This is a genomic window from Kribbella turkmenica (assembly GCF_004348725.1).
In the GTDB taxonomy this organism is placed as follows: Bacteria; Actinomycetota; Actinomycetes; order Propionibacteriales; family Kribbellaceae; genus Kribbella; species Kribbella turkmenica.
Window position 1 is genome coordinate 37670 of record NZ_SMKR01000027.1, and the last position, 15724, is coordinate 53393.

15 protein-coding genes, 1 tRNA gene, 1 pseudogene and 1 riboswitch are annotated in these 15724 nt (G+C 69.9%); of the genes and pseudogenes, 15 read left to right on the plus strand and 2 right to left on the minus strand.

Annotated features, from left to right (window positions below; translation table 11 throughout):
• Positions 1-11 precede the first annotated feature (11 nt).
• The 9 genes from E1218_RS08710 (at position 12) to E1218_RS08750 (ending at position 7678) form a co-directional block, all read left to right on the plus strand.
• Complete coding sequence (locus E1218_RS08710) at positions 12-647, plus strand: GNAT family N-acetyltransferase (RefSeq protein ID WP_132318089.1); 636 nt, start codon at positions 12-14, stop codon at positions 645-647.
• Between the two features lie 5 nt (positions 648-652).
• Positions 653-741: riboswitch (ZMP/ZTP riboswitch) on the plus strand.
• A 24-nt stretch (positions 742-765) separates the two neighbouring features.
• Positions 766-1635 (plus strand): bifunctional 5,10-methylenetetrahydrofolate dehydrogenase/5,10-methenyltetrahydrofolate cyclohydrolase, encoded by an 870-nt coding sequence (locus E1218_RS08715; protein WP_132318091.1) that lies wholly within the window; start codon positions 766-768, stop codon positions 1633-1635.
• Positions 1636-1667: 32 nt separating this feature from the next.
• Complete coding sequence (gene aroH / locus E1218_RS08720) at positions 1668-2036, plus strand: chorismate mutase (protein ID WP_132318093.1); 369 nt, start codon at positions 1668-1670, stop codon at positions 2034-2036.
• On the plus strand, positions 2033-3097 hold the full coding sequence (locus E1218_RS08725; protein ID WP_132318095.1) for a prephenate dehydrogenase: 1065 nt from the start codon (positions 2033-2035) through the stop codon (positions 3095-3097). Before aroH ends, E1218_RS08725 begins: the two co-directional genes overlap by 4 nt.
• Positions 3098-3136: 39 nt before the next feature.
• Positions 3137-3832 carry a (d)CMP kinase gene (gene cmk / locus E1218_RS08730; protein WP_132318097.1) on the plus strand — a complete coding sequence of 232 codons (696 nt, stop codon included), beginning with the start codon at positions 3137-3139 and terminating at the stop codon, positions 3830-3832.
• Positions 3829-4557 (plus strand): lysophospholipid acyltransferase family protein, encoded by a 729-nt coding sequence (locus E1218_RS08735; RefSeq protein WP_132318099.1) that lies wholly within the window; start codon positions 3829-3831, stop codon positions 4555-4557. The genes cmk and E1218_RS08735 overlap by 4 nt, the downstream gene beginning before the upstream one ends.
• Complete coding sequence (gene der / locus E1218_RS08740; RefSeq protein WP_132318101.1) at positions 4550-5929, plus strand: ribosome biogenesis GTPase Der; 1380 nt, start codon at positions 4550-4552, stop codon at positions 5927-5929. The genes E1218_RS08735 and der overlap by 8 nt, the downstream gene beginning before the upstream one ends.
• Before the next feature lie 317 nt (positions 5930-6246).
• Positions 6247-6320: transfer RNA gene (locus E1218_RS08745), tRNA-Pro, on the plus strand.
• Between the two features lie 413 nt (positions 6321-6733).
• Positions 6734-7678 (plus strand): S1C family serine protease, encoded by a 945-nt coding sequence (locus tag E1218_RS08750; protein ID WP_132318103.1) that lies wholly within the window; start codon positions 6734-6736, stop codon positions 7676-7678.
• Positions 7679-7788: 110 nt separating this feature from the next.
• On the opposite strand, the gene E1218_RS08755 is transcribed toward E1218_RS08750, so the two are convergent.
• The gene (locus tag E1218_RS08755) at positions 7789-8238 is read right to left on the minus strand and encodes a hypothetical protein (RefSeq protein WP_132318105.1); all 450 of its coding nucleotides are present in this window, start codon (positions 8236-8238) and stop codon (positions 7789-7791) included.
• Positions 8239-8316: 78 nt separating this feature from the next.
• The gene (locus tag E1218_RS08760; protein ID WP_132318107.1) at positions 8317-8976 is read right to left on the minus strand and encodes an MBL fold metallo-hydrolase; all 660 of its coding nucleotides are present in this window, start codon (positions 8974-8976) and stop codon (positions 8317-8319) included.
• A gap of 229 nt (positions 8977-9205) precedes the next feature.
• Here E1218_RS08760 and uvrA point away from each other — a divergent pair, with 229 nt between their 5' ends.
• From uvrA to E1218_RS08790, 6 genes and pseudogenes are all read left to right on the plus strand, one after another.
• A complete protein-coding gene (uvrA, locus tag E1218_RS08765; RefSeq protein ID WP_132318109.1) occupies positions 9206-12229 on the plus strand; it encodes an excinuclease ABC subunit UvrA in 3024 nt (1007 codons plus the stop codon).
• Between the two features lie 223 nt (positions 12230-12452).
• A complete protein-coding gene (locus E1218_RS08770) occupies positions 12453-12791 on the plus strand; it encodes a hypothetical protein (RefSeq protein ID WP_233712106.1) in 339 nt (112 codons plus the stop codon).
• 14 nt (positions 12792-12805) lie between these two features.
• Positions 12806-13111: a hypothetical protein gene (locus tag E1218_RS08775; RefSeq protein ID WP_132318111.1), complete on the plus strand. Its 306-nt coding sequence runs from the start codon at positions 12806-12808 to the stop codon at positions 13109-13111.
• A gap of 102 nt (positions 13112-13213) precedes the next feature.
• Entirely contained in the window at positions 13214-13582 is a 369-nt protein-coding gene (locus E1218_RS08780; protein ID WP_132318113.1) for a DUF6507 family protein, read from the plus strand.
• Positions 13579-13860, plus strand: coding sequence for a hypothetical protein (locus E1218_RS08785; RefSeq protein ID WP_132318115.1), 282 nt, complete (start codon positions 13579-13581; stop codon positions 13858-13860). Before E1218_RS08780 ends, E1218_RS08785 begins: the two co-directional genes overlap by 4 nt.
• Positions 13861-13924: 64 nt before the next feature.
• Positions 13925-15724, plus strand: a pseudogene (locus tag E1218_RS08790) (hypothetical protein); the annotation flags it as partial.

Consider the following 15724-nt stretch of genomic DNA (forward strand, 5'->3'; position numbering starts at 1 on the left):
ACGATGGGCCGGTGCTGAGCGACCACTGGCCACTGCGCCGTCTCCAACTGACCACCGACCGGCTGATCCTGCGGCTGCCGGACGAGGAAGAGCTCGCGGCGCTCGCGGACGTGGCCGCGAGCGGCGTCCACGAGCCGGGGGAGCAGCCGTTCCTCCAGGCGTGGACCAACGGGACGCCGGAGGAACGCGCGCGGCGCGTCCTGCAGTCGCACTGGGGCTCGATGGCCTCGTGGACCCCGCAGGACTGGGAACTGCCGCTGGGAGTGTTCCGGGACGGGGTGCCGATCGGCATCGTCGCACTGCGGGGCAGGGACTTCGCCATCCTCCGGGAGGTGAAGACCTGGTCCTGGCTGGGGCTGCCGCACCACAGCCAGGGGTTCGGCACTGAATCCCGCCGGGCGCTACTGCACCTGGCGTTCGACGGGCTGGGCGCGGAGGCCGCGCTGACCGAGGCCTTCCAGGACAACGCCGGGTCTCAGGGCGTCTCCCGGAAGCTCGGCTACCGGCCGGACGGCATCTCGAGGGACGTGCTGCACGGGCGCGCCGTGGTCTCGGACCGCCTCCGGCTCACCCGCGAGGACTGGCGGCCGGCCGAAGACATCCGGATCAGCGGCCTCGACGAGTGCCGCGCCTTCTTCATCGCCTAGGCTGGTCCGCGGACCGCGACTGGCGTTGAGGTGGAGGACCACCGGGGAACGGTCTGCCGGAGATCCGGCCTCGCCGCGCGCCTGGGCACCTCTGCCGATGCCTGAAGGAGCGCGTCGCATGACCAAGTTGATGATCGGGACCGATCTCGCCGCCGAACTGGTGGCGAAGGCGGCTGACCGGGCCCGGGTGCTGCAGGACGAGACCGGCGTCCAGCCCTGCCTGGCGACCGTGCTGGTGGGCGACGACCCCGCGTCCGCGACGTACGTGCGGATGAAGCAGAATCGGTCCAGGAAGGCCGGGATCGCGTCCCGGAGCATCGTCCTGCCCGCGGAGACGACGACCGGGGAACTCGTCGCCGAGCTGCGGAAGCTCTCGAACGACCCCGCGGTCCACGGGATCCTGCTGCAGCACCCCGTGCCGGCGCAGATCGACGAGCGGGCCGCGTTCGAGGCGATCGACCCGGCCAAGGACGTCGACGGCGTGACCATGCACGCGTTCGCCGCGATGGCGTTCGGTGAACCCGGGTTCCGGTCCTGCACTCCGGGCGGCATCCTGCGGCTGCTCGAGGCGTACGACGTCCCGATCGAAGGCGCGCACGCGGTCGTCATCGGCCGCAGCCCGATCCTCGGCAAACCGGCCGGGATGTTGCTGCTGGCATCGAACGCGACGGTCACCTACACGCATTCGCGGACCAGGAACCTGCCCGAGATCGTCCGCACCGCGGACATCGTGGTCGCCGCGGTCGGCATGCCGAACTTCGTCCGCGGCGACTGGCTGAAGCCGGGCGCGGTGGTGGTCGACGCCGGGTACAACGACGGCAACGTCGGCGACGTCCACTTCGACGAGGCGGCGGCCGTGGCGAGCTCGATCACGCCGGTCCCGGGCGGGGTCGGCCCGATGACGATCGCGCTGCTGCTGGAGCAGACCGTCGCCGCGGCCGAGGCACAATCCGAGACGGCTGTCCACTCTCTGGCCACTCTGCCCTAGGGTTGAGGTAGACGACCTAAGGAGGCAGGCACGTGGCGGTACGGGCGATCCGGGGTGCCACCCAGCTGGAGGTGGACGAGCGCGAGCACCTGCTCGAGCGGTCCGCCGAGCTGGTGAAGGCGGTCCTGGAAGCGAACGATCTGGACCGCGAGGACCTGATCAGCATCCTGTTCACCGTCACGCCGGACCTGCACTCGGAGTTTCCCGCCGTCGCCGGCCGGCAGATCGGGCTGACCGACGTACCGCTGATGTGCATGCAGGAGATCGACGTGCCGCACGCGCTGCCGCGGGTGGTCCGGATGATGGTGCACGCGGAGTCGCCGCGGTCGCGGGAGAAGATCCAGCACGTCTACCTGCACGGGGCGGTTGCCCTCCGTCCCGACCTGACGGGCGCCCAGTGACCGAGTTGCGCGGGCCGGTCCGGATCGTCGGCGCCGGGCTCATCGGTACGTCGATCGGCCTGGCGCTGGCCCGGCTTGGTGTGGTGGTGGAACTGGTCGACGCCGATCCGGACAACGCGCTGATGGCCGAGCGGATCGGGGCCGGCTCCCGGCTGGTCCAGATCGAGCCGCAGCTCGTCGTGGTGGCCGTACCGCCGGACCACGTCGGCGAGGTGGTCGCCGAGCAGCTCGCGCAGACCGGCGCGATCGTCACCGACGCCGCGAGCGTGAAGTCGAAGCCGCTCGCCGACGCGGCCCGGCTGACCGGCGACCTCAGCCGGTACGTCGGCAGTCACCCGATGGCCGGGTCCGAGCGGAACGGGCCGCTCGCGGCCCGCGCCGACCTGTTCGACGGCGCGACCTGGGCGATCACCCCGCACGAGACCAGCGCGCCGGAGGCGGTCGAGCTGGTCCGGCGGCTCGCGGAGGCGTCCGGCGCGCGCACGGTCGAGCTCTCGGTCGAGGACCACGACCTCGCGGTCGCCCGGGTCTCGCACCTGCCGCACCTGATGTCGGCGCTGGCCGCCGGCACGCTGGTGGACGCGCCGAACTCACACCTGCAGCTGTCCGGCCAGGGCGTCCGGGACGTGACCCGGATCGCGGCCGGCGACCCGAAGCTGTGGACCCAGATCGTCTCGGCGAACTCGGCCGCGCTCGCCGGCCTGCTGGAGCAGATCCGCGGCGAGCTCGACCGCGTTCTTGTTGCTCTAGGCAAGGAAGAGGCCGCCGAGGAGCTGACCACGATCCTCGGTCAGGGCGTTTCCGGTGCGGTCCGGGTGCCCGGCAAGCACGGCGCCCCGCACATCGACCTGGTCACCGTGCTGGTCACCATTCCCGACCGGCCGGGGCAGCTGGCCCGGCTGTTCGCGGACGCGGCCGCGTCCGGCGCCAACGTCGAGGACCTGCGGATCGACCACAGCCCGGCCCGGCCGGTCGGTGAGGTCGAGCTGGCCGTGAAGCCCGGCTCGGTCGACCAGTTGGTCGAGGTCCTGACCGAGCGTGGCTGGGTGGTCCACCGGTAGGCGCCGGGGTTGTCCCCTGCCAGAGGTAACCTCTGGGCCATGATCATCGCTGTGGACGGCCCGAGCGGGTCCGGCAAGTCGAGCACGGCCCGGGGCGTCGCCACCCGGCTCGGACTTCGGTACCTCGACACCGGTGCGACGTACCGCGCGGTGACCTGGTCGGCCCTGGAGCACGGCCTCGATCTGGACGACACGGCGGCGGTGGCGCAGCGCGCCCGGGAGCTGCGGCTGGAGATCAGCACCAACCCCTCGAAACAGTACGTGATCGCCGACGACGTCGACGTGACGACCGCGATCCGGGAGCCCCGGATCAGCGAGACCGTCAGCAAGATCGCCACCAACCTGGACGTCCGCAAGGAGCTGATCCGGCGGCAGCGCGCGATCATCGACGCCGCCCAGCCGACCGGCGGCATCGTGGTCGAGGGCCGCGACATCGCCACCGTGGTCGCGACCGACGCCGAGCTGAAGGTCCACCTGACCGCCGACCAGGACGCCCGGATGGCGCGGCGCGGCGCCGAGCTGACCGCCGGCGCGGTCACGGCCGACCAGTTGCGCGACCAGATCGTCCGCCGGGACGCCGACGACGCGACGGTCTCGCAGTTCCTGGTGGCCTCCGACGGTGCCGTCACCGTCGACTCGACACATCTGTCCCTGGAGGAGGTCGTCGACGTGATCAGCCGGCTCGCGAAGGAGGCCGAGGCCGCCCCTCGTGGCCCCGGCGACCGGGAGTCATGACGGCCCAAGTGACGGGGCACTTGGAGTTGCCCCGCACCGACGACCTGCCCCGGCTCCCGTACCGGCTCGCGCTGCCGCTGCGCCGGGTCGCGAAGGCGTATTTCCGGCGCCGCTACGACGTGATCGTGCACACCGAGGATTTGTTCCCGCGCACCGGTCCGGTGCTGATGGCCTCGAATCATCTCGGTCTGCTGGACGGCCCGCTGCTCGGGGCGATCGCGCCGCGGATGCTGCATCAGCTCGGGAAGATCGAGGCGTTCGGCGGACTCCAGGGTCGCGTCCTGCACCGGTTCGGCCAGATCCCGGTGGACCGGTCGACGTACGACACGCTCGCGATCCGCAAGGCGATCCACGTCCTGCGGGACGGTCGGGTGCTCAACATCTATCCGGAGGGGACCCGCGGCCCGGGCGACTTCCGCCGGATCCGGACCGGAGTGGCGTACCTGGCGATGGTGACCGGCGCGCCGATCCTGCCGGTGGCGCTGCTCGGGACCCGCCTGCCGCACGGTGACGTGGAGCGGTTCCCACCGGCCGGGAGCCGCGTGGACGTGGTCTACGGCACGCCGTTCACCATCGACCGCGTACCCTTTCCGAGGAGGCACTCCGACGTACGAGCGGTTGCCGACCAGATCGGCGACGTGCTGCGAGCCCATGTCAGGGCGGCCGTCGAAGCGACCGGCCACCCGCTCCCGGGTGCGCCAGACAAGAAGGATCCTGATGAGTGACCTGCCCACCGGCTACGACTTCGCCGAGCCCACGCACGAGCGCGAAGACACCGGGCCGCTGCCCGTGCTCGCGATCGTCGGGCGGCCGAACGTGGGCAAGTCCACGCTGGTGAACCGCATCATCGGCCGCCGCGAGGCCGTCGTCGAGGACACCCCGGGCGTCACCCGGGACCGGGTCTCGTACGACGCGAACTGGGCCGGCCGCGGCTTCACCGTGGTCGACACCGGCGGGTGGGACCCGGACGCGGTCGGCATGGCCGCGCTGGTCGCGGCCCAGGCCGAGATCGCCATCAACGCCGCCGACGCGGTGCTGTTCGTGGTGGACGCGACGGTCGGGATCACGGACGCCGACGAGGCAGTGGTCCGGGTACTGCGCAAGTCCGGCAAGCCGGTCGTCCTGGCCGCCAACAAGGTCGACGACCAGCGGATCGAGTCCGAGGCGATGAACCTGTGGAGCCTTGGCATCGGCGAGCCGTTCCCGGTGTCGGCGATGCACGGCCGCGGCACCGGCGACATGCTGGACGCCGTCCTGGCCGCGCTGCCGGAGGCGCCGCCGGAGCGCGACGGCGAGGCCGGCGGACCGCGCCGGGTGGCGATCGTCGGCAAGCCGAACGTGGGCAAGTCCTCGTTGCTGAACAAGGTCGCCAAGGAGGACCGGGTCGTCGTCAGCGACGTCGCGGGGACGACGGTCGACCCGGTGGACGAGCTGATCACCCTCGGCGGCAAGGAGTGGCGGTTCATCGACACCGCCGGCATCCGGCGCAAGGTCAAGAACGCCCAGGGCCACGAGTACTACGCCTCCCTGCGGACCAACGCGGCGATCGAACGGGCCGAGGTCGTCGTCGTGGTCATCGACGCGTCCGAGGTGATGTCGGAGCAGGACCTGCGGATCATGAACGCGGTCGAGGAGGCCGGCAAGGCGCTGGTGATCGCGTACAACAAGTGGGACCTGGTCGACGAGGACCGGCGCTACTACCTGGAGCGCGAGATCGACCGCGACCTGGTCCAGTTCCGCTGGGCGCCGCGGGTGAACATCAGCGCCCTCACCGGCCGGCACATGGAGAAGCTCGTGCCTGCGATCGAGGCCGCGCTGGACGGCTGGCAGACCCGGGTCCCGACCGGTCAGCTGAACGCGTTCCTCGGCCGGCTGGTCGCCGCGCACCCGCACCCGGTTCGCTCCGGCAAGCAACCGAAGATCCTGTTCGGCACCCAGGCGACCACGATGCCGCCGACCTTCGCGATCTTCACCTCCGGGCAGATCGAGCCGTCGTACCAGCGGTTCATCGAACGGCGGCTCCGCGAGGACTTCGGCTTCGTCGGCAGCCCGGTCCACGTGCAGATCCGCGCCCGCCAGAAGAGGTCCAAGCGCTGATTCGGTTGCCTTCGAAGGGCTGCCGACGAGGGTTCGCCGGTGATCAGAACCTTCGAGGTCGAGCCGGTCGGCACTGTGCCTTCCAGCTGCACGACGCCGACCGGCAAGCCCGCACGCATGGGAAGCAGACGGGCACTGCTCGTCGACGAGCGGACCCTGCGCGACGCGCACGGGTGGGCTGCCGGATCGCTCAGCGCAGGCGCAACCGCCCCGCACGAGCCGCCATTTGGTCCCTGACCGTCGACCTCCCAACCCGGTCAGAACCACCCCTATGAATGCGGTAAGGTTTACCCCGGCTCGCTCTCCGGGGCGAGTTCCGGGCTGTGGCCTAGTCAGGTAAGGCGCTTGTCTGGGGGACAAGAGATCCCGAGTTCAAATCTCGGCAGCCCGACCGCAAGAGGGGCACCGATTTCTGTCGGTGCCCCTCTTTACGTTTGTCTCCATGAACACATCGGGGGATGCCCGAACCTGAAGCGACGACCAGTTGCGCGACGCCATCCGCGGATCGAATTGCTGGCCGACGTCCTTGCCGGCCTCGGTGGCGGCGACAGCGCTGCGAACCGAGTTCGGGTCCGGAACGCTGTGCGCCTCGGTCTGGATTGCGCGCACCTGAACACGCCCGTACGTCCGTCAACGACAGACGAAGGGTTCACGGAGCCGGTACGGCCGGAGATGCTGCGAACCGCGGCGCCGGCGTTGGCGATGGCTTGGTTCGCCTTGCGCCTTCGATCGTCAGTTCTGTGGTCCGACTCACGCCCTGTCGCCCACTTGCTTGCGGTGTAATGCTGTAATCGGGAGGCGGAGATGGCGGACGACACGGCTGAGGACGACGTACTGGACGCCTACTCCCGGGTGGTCTCGGGAGTGGCGGAGCACTTGATCCCGCGGGTGGCCAGCCTGCGGATCGCGAGCCGGCGAGGCGACTCGTCCGGGTCGGGCGTGGTTCTGACCGCGGACGGCCACCTGCTGACCAACGCGCATGTGGTCGGGGGCAGCGATCAGGCGACCGCCGAGTTCGCCGACGGTACGGCGGCACAGGCCCGCGTGGTCGGTGTGGACCGGCTGTCGGACCTCGCCGTACTGCGGGCCGACCGGGAGGTCCCGGACCCGCCGGAGTACGGGGACGCGGACCACCTGAAGGTCGGGAACCTGGTGGTTGCGGTCGGCAACCCGCTCGGCCTGGCCGGGAGCGTGACCGCCGGCGTGGTCAGCGCGCTCGGCCGGTCGCTGCCGGTGCGGACCTCGAACGCGACCCGGATGATCGAGGACGTGATCCAGACCGACGCGGCGCTGAACCCGGGCAACTCCGGCGGAGCACTTGCCGACGGCAACGGCCGGGTCATCGGCATCAACACGGCAGTCGCCGGCATCGGCCTCGGCCTGGCGGTCCCGATGAACACGACCACCCGCCGGATCATCTACTCGCTCCTGCACGACGGCCGGGTGCGGCGTGCCTACCTCGGGCTGGTCACGACGCCGGCACGGCTGCGGCCGCAGCTCGCCGAACGCTTCGACCAGCGCACCGCGCTGCGCGTCGTCGAGGTGATCGCGGGAAGCCCCGCAGCCCAGGCCGGCCTCCGCCAGGGCGACCTCGTCCTCGCCGTCGACGGCGCGCCGCTGCGGGACGCCCAGTCCCTGCAACGGCTCCTGTTCGAGGACGCCATCAGTCGCCGCACCGAGATCACCGCCATCCGCAACGGCGCTCTGGTCGACGTGGTGGCTTTCCCGGCCGAGCTCACCGACCGCTGAGCTCCGCTCGGACCATAACTCCAGTCCTGGGCCGCAGCGGTCGCAGGCGACCCCGGCGTACCGGTGGCCGAGCGAGTTTCGGCCGCTCGGGGAGACGGCAGAGCTGCTGTTCAGGCCGAGCTGAACGCTGCGATGATCGCGGGGCCGAGGTCACCCGAGGGCGGACTGGTCAGCTCTGTGGTCTCGGTGTCAATGGCGTTGAAGACGTCTGATCGTCTTCGGTCGCGGCGCAGGGGAATAACCTTGATGAGGCTTGCCTGGCGGCTTACGTCGACAAGATCAGCCGGAGCGAGGAAGGCCCGCCAGCTCCGGACGCCCGCTTGCGAAAGTATCGGGCCACGGAAGGCACGCCCTTGCTCTGTCCATTCGTCTTGACGCGGGTGCGGCACGACTTCCGCGTGTTGCGACAGCAGACTGAGGACCTGCTGACCCAATGAATCCGCGGACGTATCTACGTCTAGCACGACCGGCCGCTCCGGGCGTCCAAGCCACAGACCTGTTGTCGTCCTCGCCGAGCGGAGGACGTAGTACGCATCAGGTCGGCGGTAGATCGAGACCAACGCGCGATGATCCTCGGGCGCGACTCTCGATGCTACTTTCCGCCGACTGAACACCTGACCGAGCTTCACCGCGCTCTTCTACCAGCCACGTTCTCGCCACTCGGGGACGTTCGGGCGTTCCTTGCCGAGGGTGGTGTCGGCGCCGTGGCCCGGGTATACCCACGTCTCGTCGGGAAGTGCGTCGAAGAGCTTGGCCTCGACGTCGTTGATCAGCGAGGTGAAGCGCTCCGCGTCCCCCTCGGTGTTCCCGACGCCGCCCGGGAAGAGGGAGTCGCCGGTGAACAGGTGGGGCGGGCCGGCCGGGTCGTCGTACAGGAGGGCGATCGAGCCGGGCGTGTGGCCGACGAGGTGGATGACCTTCAGCGTGCACCGGCCGACCGGGATGGTGGCGCCCTCGTCGACGTTCTCGTCCGTGGGGACGCCGATGCCCTCGGCGTCGTACCGGCCGGCGACCGTGGTCGCGCTGGTCCGGGCGACCACCTCGGCGAGCGCCTGCCAGTGGTCCTGGTGCCGGTGCGTGGTGACGACCCGCTCGAGGCCGCCGTCGCCGACCAGGTTCAGCAGCGTCTGAGCGTCGTTCGCCGCGTCGATCAGGACCTGCTCGTCGGTACGGCGGCAGCGCAGCAGGTAGGCGTTGTTGTCCATCGGCCCGACGGCCACCTTGGTGATCATCAACTCGGCCAGCTCGTGGGTCTGCGCCGGTCCGCCGACCTTGACGTTGCCGTGGTACTCCGCCATGCATCCTCCTGGATTCGGTCCTGCGACCGATCCTTGCACCAACCACCCCGCCGGGTCATGTCCGGACGGGTCGTCCGGAGCACCGTCCGCGATCGAATATACTTTCGAAGTGGGCTCGATCGGGGTGCCCGATCCGGCGGCGGAAGTTTTTGTCGGTGGGCCTCGTTAGCATGACCGGGCATGCCAGAGCACCACCCGGAACCCCTCGAGAACGGCTGAGAGTGAGCTTGTGTCTGACCGTCTGATCGTGCGCGGAGCGCGTGAGCACAACCTGAAGGACGTCTCGGTCGACCTGCCGCGGGACGCCATGATCGTCTTCACCGGCCTGTCCGGTTCCGGTAAGTCCAGTCTGGCGTTCGACACGATCTTCGCCGAGGGCCAGCGGCGGTACGTCGAGTCCCTGTCGGCGTACGCGCGCCAGTTCCTCGGCCAGATGGACAAGCCGGACGTCGACTTCATCGAGGGCCTGTCGCCGGCCGTGTCGATCGACCAGAAGTCGACCTCCCGCAACCCGCGCTCCACCGTCGGCACGATCACCGAGGTCTACGACTACCTCCGGTTGCTGTTCGCCCGGGCCGGCCGCCCGCATTGCCCGGAGTGCGGTGAGCCGATCGCGCGGCAGACCCCGCAGCAGATCGTGGACCGGGTGCTCGAGCTGGAGGAGGGCACCCGGTTCCAGGTGCTCGCCCCGGTCGTCCGCGGCCGCAAGGGGGAGTACCTCGACCTCTTCCGCCAGCTGACCGGTCAGGGCCTGTCCCGGGCCCGGGTGGACGGCGAGACGATCCAGCTGATCGACCCGCCGAAGCTGGACAAGCAGAAGAAGCACACGATCGAGGTCGTCGTCGACCGGCTCGCGGTGAAGAGCTCCGCGAAGCAGCGGCTGACCGACTCGATCGAGACCGGGCTCGGCCTGGCCGGTGGCCTGGTCGTGCTGGACTTCGTCGACCTGCCGGCGGACGACCCGCACCGCGAGCGCCGGTTCTCCGAGAAGCTCGCCTGCCCCAACGACCACCCCCTCGCCATCGACGAGCTGGAGCCACGGTCGTTCTCGTTCAACTCGCCGTACGGCGCCTGCCCGGTGTGCAGCGGCCTCGGCACGCGGATGGAGGTCGACCCGGAGCTGCTGGTCCCGGACCCGTCGAAGTCGCTGGAGGAGGGCGCGATCCAGCCGTGGTCCGGTGCGAACGTCTCGCAGTACTTCGAGCGTCTGCTGGCCGCGCTGGCCAAGGACCTCAAGATCAAGACCACGACGCCGTTCGGCGAGCTGCCGGCGAAGGCGAAGCAGTCGCTGCTGACCGGGCACGACCGGCAGGTGCACGTCTCCTACAAGAACCGGTACGGCCGCGAGCGGTCGTACTACACCACCTTCGAGGGTGTGATCCCGTACGTCGAGCGCCGGCACGCGGAGGCGTCGAGCGACACCAGCCGGGAGCGCTTCGAGGAGTACATGCGCGAGGTACCGTGCCTGGCCTGCAACGGCGCGCGGCTGAAGCCGATCTCGCTCGCGGTCACCCTCGGCGGGAAGAACATCGCCGAGGTCAGCGCGATGTCGATCGACGAGGTGCACGACTTCTTGCTGCAGATGGAGCTGACCCCGCGGGAGAAGCAGATCGCGGAGCGGGTGGTCAAGGAGATCGGCGAGCGGCTGCGGTTCCTGCTCGACGTCGGCCTGGACTACCTGGCGCTCAGCCGCCCGGCGGGTTCGCTGTCCGGTGGCGAGGCGCAGCGGATCCGGCTCGCGACCCAGATAGGCTCCGGCCTGGTCGGCGTGCTGTACGTGCTCGACGAGCCGTCGATCGGCCTGCACCAGCGGGACAACCGGCGGTTGATCGACACCCTGGTCCGGCTGAAGGAGCTCGGCAACACGCTGATCGTGGTCGAGCACGACGAGGACACCATCGACCACGCCGACTGGGTCGTCGACATCGGCCCGGGGGCCGGTGAGCACGGCGGCCAGGTGGTCGTCTCCGGCACGGTCGAGGACCTGAAGAACCACCCGGACTCGATCACCGGTGCGTACGTCTCCGGCCGCAAGGAGATCCCGATCCCACCGGTCCGCCGGCCGCTCACCGAGGGCCGCGAGCTGACCGTGTACGGCGCCCGGCAGAACAACCTCAAGGACATCGACGTCACCGTCCCGCTGGGCGTGTTCGTCGCGGTCACCGGCGTGTCCGGCTCGGGCAAGTCGACGCTGGTCAACGACATCCTCTACACCTCGCTCGCACGCCAGATCTACGGCGCCCGCGCCGTCCCCGGCCGGCACACCAAGATCTCCGGCATGGAGCTGGTCGACAAGGTGATCCACGTCGACCAGTCGCCGATCGGCCGGACCCCGCGGTCCAACCCGGCGACGTACACCGGCGTGTGGGACCACGTCCGCAAGCTGTTCGCGGAGACCCCGGAGGCGAAGGTCCGCGGGTACCAGCAGGGCCGGTTCTCGTTCAACGTCAAGGGCGGCCGCTGCGAGGCCTGCTCCGGTGACGGCACGCTGAAGATCGAGATGAACTTCCTGCCGGACGTCTACGTCCCCTGCGAGGTGTGCCACGGCGCCCGGTACAACCGGGAGACGCTCGAGGTGCACTACAAGGGCAAGACGGTGGCCGACGTTTTGGACATGCCGATCGAGGAGGCGTCGGAGTTCTTCGCCGCCATCCCGGCGATCTCGCGGCACCTGACCACCCTGACCGAGGTGGGCCTGGGCTACGTCCGGCTGGGCCAGCCGGCGCCGACGCTGTCCGGTGGTGAGGCGCAGCGGGTGAAGCTGGCGTCGGAGCTGCAGAAGCGGTCGACCGGGCGGACGGTGTACGTCCTGGACGAGCCGACCACCGGTCTGCACTTCGAGGACATCCGCAAGCTGCTGGGCGTCCTCGGCGGGCTGGTCGACAAGGGCAACTCGGTGCTGGTGATCGAGCACAACCTGGACGTGATCAAGACCGCCGACTGGATCATCGACCTCGGCCCGGACGGCGGCCGGCGCGGCGGCACGCTGGTCGCCGAGGGTACGCCGGAGGAGGTTGCGGCCAACCCGGCGTCGTACACCGGTCAGTTCCTCGCGGAGATCCTCCACGGGCGCGCCGCCAAGCCGAGCGCGAAGCAGCAGGGCGCCGCCGCGAAGAAGGCGGTCGCCAAGGCGGCGCTGAAGAAGGCTCCGGCCGGCAAGGCCTCGGCCGCCAAGTCGGCGGTCGTGAAGTCCACCGCCAAGAAGGCACCGGCGAAGAAGGTGACCACGGCGCGGAAGCGCGCGGCGGGCTGATCCCGGCCTCACGACGACCCGCGGTTTCCGTGGTTCGGGCCCGGGGCCGACTGCCCGGAAACACGTTGGCTGGGGCAACAAGTTTCGCCGTCACAGCGTGCCTTGGGCGGCAAGCTTTTCGACCTGGAGTGAAAGGGTGCACCCGCAGGTCCGGGTGGGACGAGTGACCCGGTACGGCGACTATCGTGGCGTCGCGGCGCAACCACACTTCGGAGGAGAGACTGTGAGCGGACGCTGGGACATGGGCCAGGACACCCTGAGCCAACTGGCCAAGAAGACCTCGACCGGGACGCAGGACCTCGGTGGCCTGGTGAAACAGCTGGTCGCCGCGGCGCAGCCGCTCGAAGGCAAGATGAATGGTGCCGGCAAGAAGATGTTCGACGCGTTCAAGGCGAACGTGGACGGCATCGCCGCCGACCTGAACGCCGGTCTCGCGGCCATCAACCAGGGCCAGTCCGGCATGGACGCCGCCTTCCGCGGCGGTGACAGCGAGATGGCCGACACGGCGAAGAAGAACCAGGGCGCGGCCGACTTCAACGCCGCCAAGTTCGGCAAGCGCTGAGAGGGGAATCGACGATGGCAAACCGCAACAGCTACGACACCGCCGCCTCGGGCGAGGTCCAGACGAAGATCAACAGCCTCTCCGGCCAGATCTCGGGCCTGATCGCCACCCACAAGCAGAACGTGACCGCGGCCCTGTCGGACGCGTCGGCCAGCGGCGTGACCGAGAACTACCGCGCCGTCGAGGACCGCTTCAACAAGGCGGCCGACCAGACCCTGGCGATCATCAACTCGCTGAAGGAGACCCTGGCGCAGAACGACGCGACCGCCGCCGCGACGCTGAAGAAGGCGTCCGCCGCGGTCGACGGCATCGGCGGCTGACCGCCGGTCACACAGCTTCACCAGCCCTGGACGTTCCCCGCCGCCGGGTGCGTCCGGGCTTGTCGTGGGCCGGGGGAGGCCCGGAAGACCTGAGGAGTGACAGTGGACTGGGACATCGACGTCGAGGGCGTGAACAAGGTGCTCACCGACACGGTCAACGAGGCGAAGCCCTTCGACGGGCTCGCGAAGACGTACGGCACCAACCTCGGCGCGATCGTGGAGGGCCTGAACTACGACGTGTTCACGGTCGTCGCGGTCGCGATCGGTGAGTACGCCCAGCACTGGTCGCCGACCCTGGAAGCCGCGGCGAAGCAGGTGGGCGCGTCGCTGACCGGCGCCCAGAACGCGGTCAAGGCGTACATGGAGGGGCAGTCGGAGATGGCCCTGAACGCCCAGCGCGCCGCGGCGAAGGGTGAGATCCCGAACCCGCCGGGCGGAACCCGGCCGACCGGAGGGAACAAGGCGGTATGACCGACCAGCAGCCGGCGATGGCGCCGGACGACGTTGCCCAGGCCGGCCGGGTCCGGCTCGCGGCGTGGCTGACCGCCGAGGCGCCCGGCCCCGACCTCGGCGCGACCCCCGAGGAGCTCGCGGACTGGCCGGCGTACCAGGTGGAGGAGTTCCTCGTCTTCGTGCCACCCGGTTTCGCCAACCTGATCTTCCTGCTGTCCGACCACGGCATCAGTTCGTTCGCGCCGAGCGAGCAGACGCTCGAGCAGGCGATCGCCGCGGCCCGGCCGCAGCCCTGATCGCCGCCGAACGCCGTACCAGGAGCAATCGTCGACCCCGTGTGTGACCGAGGACTGAACTGACATGATCAAACCCGAAGGCATCCCGATCGCGGAACTGACCAAGGTCGTCTCCGCGCTCGACGAGAACGTGTCGGGACTGAGCAAGCTCGGGCAGGGGTTCACCGACGTCGGCAACGGCGTCCACACCACGTTCCAGCGGCTCACCGGCGTGTACCACGCGCCGGAGCGTGAGGTGCTGGTCGGCTCGACGAAGAAGATCCAGAAGAACCTGACCGAGTTCGGCCCGAGCCTGCCGAAGATGTCGGGACACCTGGTCACGCTCGCCGACGAGGTACGCAGCCGGCTCGGCAAGCTGAAGGACATCCGGGACGAGGCGTACGAGTGGCACCGCCGCAAGAACCGCAACCCGGACTGGCAAAACGATCAGGACATGATCGACGACAACAACCGGATGGTTCAGGACACCACCCGGATCATGCAGGAGGAACTGCCCGGCCTCTGCTTCACCGCGGCCAACGAGATCGTCAAGCTGCACGGCGGCAAGACCTGGGACCCGAAGACCGGTGTCCGCGAGGGCGAGGAGCCGCCACCGCCGCCGGACGAGGACAAGGAACCGGAGCCGCCGGCGTGGGGCACTGAGGAGGAGCGGGACAAGCCGCTCTGGCAGGACATCGTCGAGTTCCCGGTCGATTTCGTCGTCGGCGTTGCCACCGTCGTCGGTGAGACGATCGAGAGCGTCCTGACGCTGATTCCGGTGCTGCCGCTGCTGGGGGAGATCCCCGGCCTGCGCGACTGGGCGAAGGACACCCTCGGGTACGACATCCCGACCTGGGAGGACGCGGGCAACGCCTGGGTCGGGCTGGGGACGTTCGTCGGCCAGATCGCGACCGCCCCGATCCAGCTCGCCTGGTGGGGTTTCGACGCCGTCACCGGGATGGACACTCGCCCCGACTGGGTCAAGGACTGGGGCGAGATGGGCCTCACCATGGGCGAGCAGATGTTCAAGGGCTTCGTCGCCTGGGACGAGTGGTCGAAGAACCCGGGCAAGGCGCTCGGCATGGCGCTCACGAACGTCGTCGCGACCGTCGCCAGCGGTGGTAGCGCGGGTGCGGTCAAGACCGCCGCGCTGGCCGGGAAGTTCGGTGCCGCGAGCAACGCGGTGGCGCGGGTCGCGAACGTGGCCGGCAAGTTGCAGAACGCCCGGATCGGCCTGCACGACATGACACTCGGCGCGGTCACCAAGATCCCGAAGGTCAGCGACGTCGTCGGCGGCCTCTCGAAGATCCCGATCGTCGGCGACACGTTCACGATGCAAGGCGTCCCGAGCGTGAACGTCCCGTCCGTGGATGCCCCGTCGGTCGATTCGCCGGACGTCTCGGTCGACACCCCCAACGCCTCTGTCGACACCCCGTCGGTGAACGCCCCGTCGGTCGACGCTCCGACGGTGACGGCCCCGTCGGTCGACGCTCCGACGGTGACGGCCCCTTCGGTCGATGTCCCGTCGGTGAACGCGCCGTCGGTGAATGCGCCCTCGATCAACGCGCCATCGGCTGACGCGCCGAGTGCCAACGCGCCGTCTGCCCCGCTGTCCCACGCGGACCCGGGCACGACCACCCCGGTGTCACACACGAACCCCGGCACAACTGCACCAGGCTCGCAGCCCGGTACCACGCCGGTGTCCCGCACAGACCTCGGCAGCACCACCCCAACCACCCGCGCCCCCGAGTCCACCACCTCACCAACCACGCGCACACCCGACACAAGCACGTCACCGGGCACCCGCACCCCGGACTCGACCACGTCGCCCGGGACGCGTACGCCCGAGTCGTCCACGTCGCCCGGGACGCGTACGCCCGACTCC

Excerpts from the sequence above, each read along its gene's own strand:
- E1218_RS08715 (WP_132318091.1), top strand. The coding sequence starts at position 766 with ATGACCAAGTTGATGATCGGGACCGATCTCGCCGCCGAACTGGTGGCG.
- cmk (WP_132318097.1), top strand. The coding sequence starts at position 3,137 with ATGATCATCGCTGTGGACGGCCCGAGCGGGTCCGGCAAGTCGAGCACG.
- E1218_RS08735 (WP_132318099.1), top strand. The coding sequence starts at position 3,829 with ATGACGGCCCAAGTGACGGGGCACTTGGAGTTGCCCCGCACCGACGAC.
- der (WP_132318101.1), top strand. The coding sequence starts at position 4,550 with ATGAGTGACCTGCCCACCGGCTACGACTTCGCCGAGCCCACGCACGAG.
- E1218_RS08750 (WP_132318103.1), top strand. The coding sequence starts at position 6,734 with ATGGCGGACGACACGGCTGAGGACGACGTACTGGACGCCTACTCCCGG.
- E1218_RS08760 (WP_132318107.1), bottom strand. The coding sequence starts at position 8,976 with ATGGCGGAGTACCACGGCAACGTCAAGGTCGGCGGACCGGCGCAGACC.
- E1218_RS08775 (WP_132318111.1), top strand. The coding sequence starts at position 12,806 with ATGGCAAACCGCAACAGCTACGACACCGCCGCCTCGGGCGAGGTCCAG.
- E1218_RS08785 (WP_132318115.1), top strand. The coding sequence starts at position 13,579 with ATGACCGACCAGCAGCCGGCGATGGCGCCGGACGACGTTGCCCAGGCC.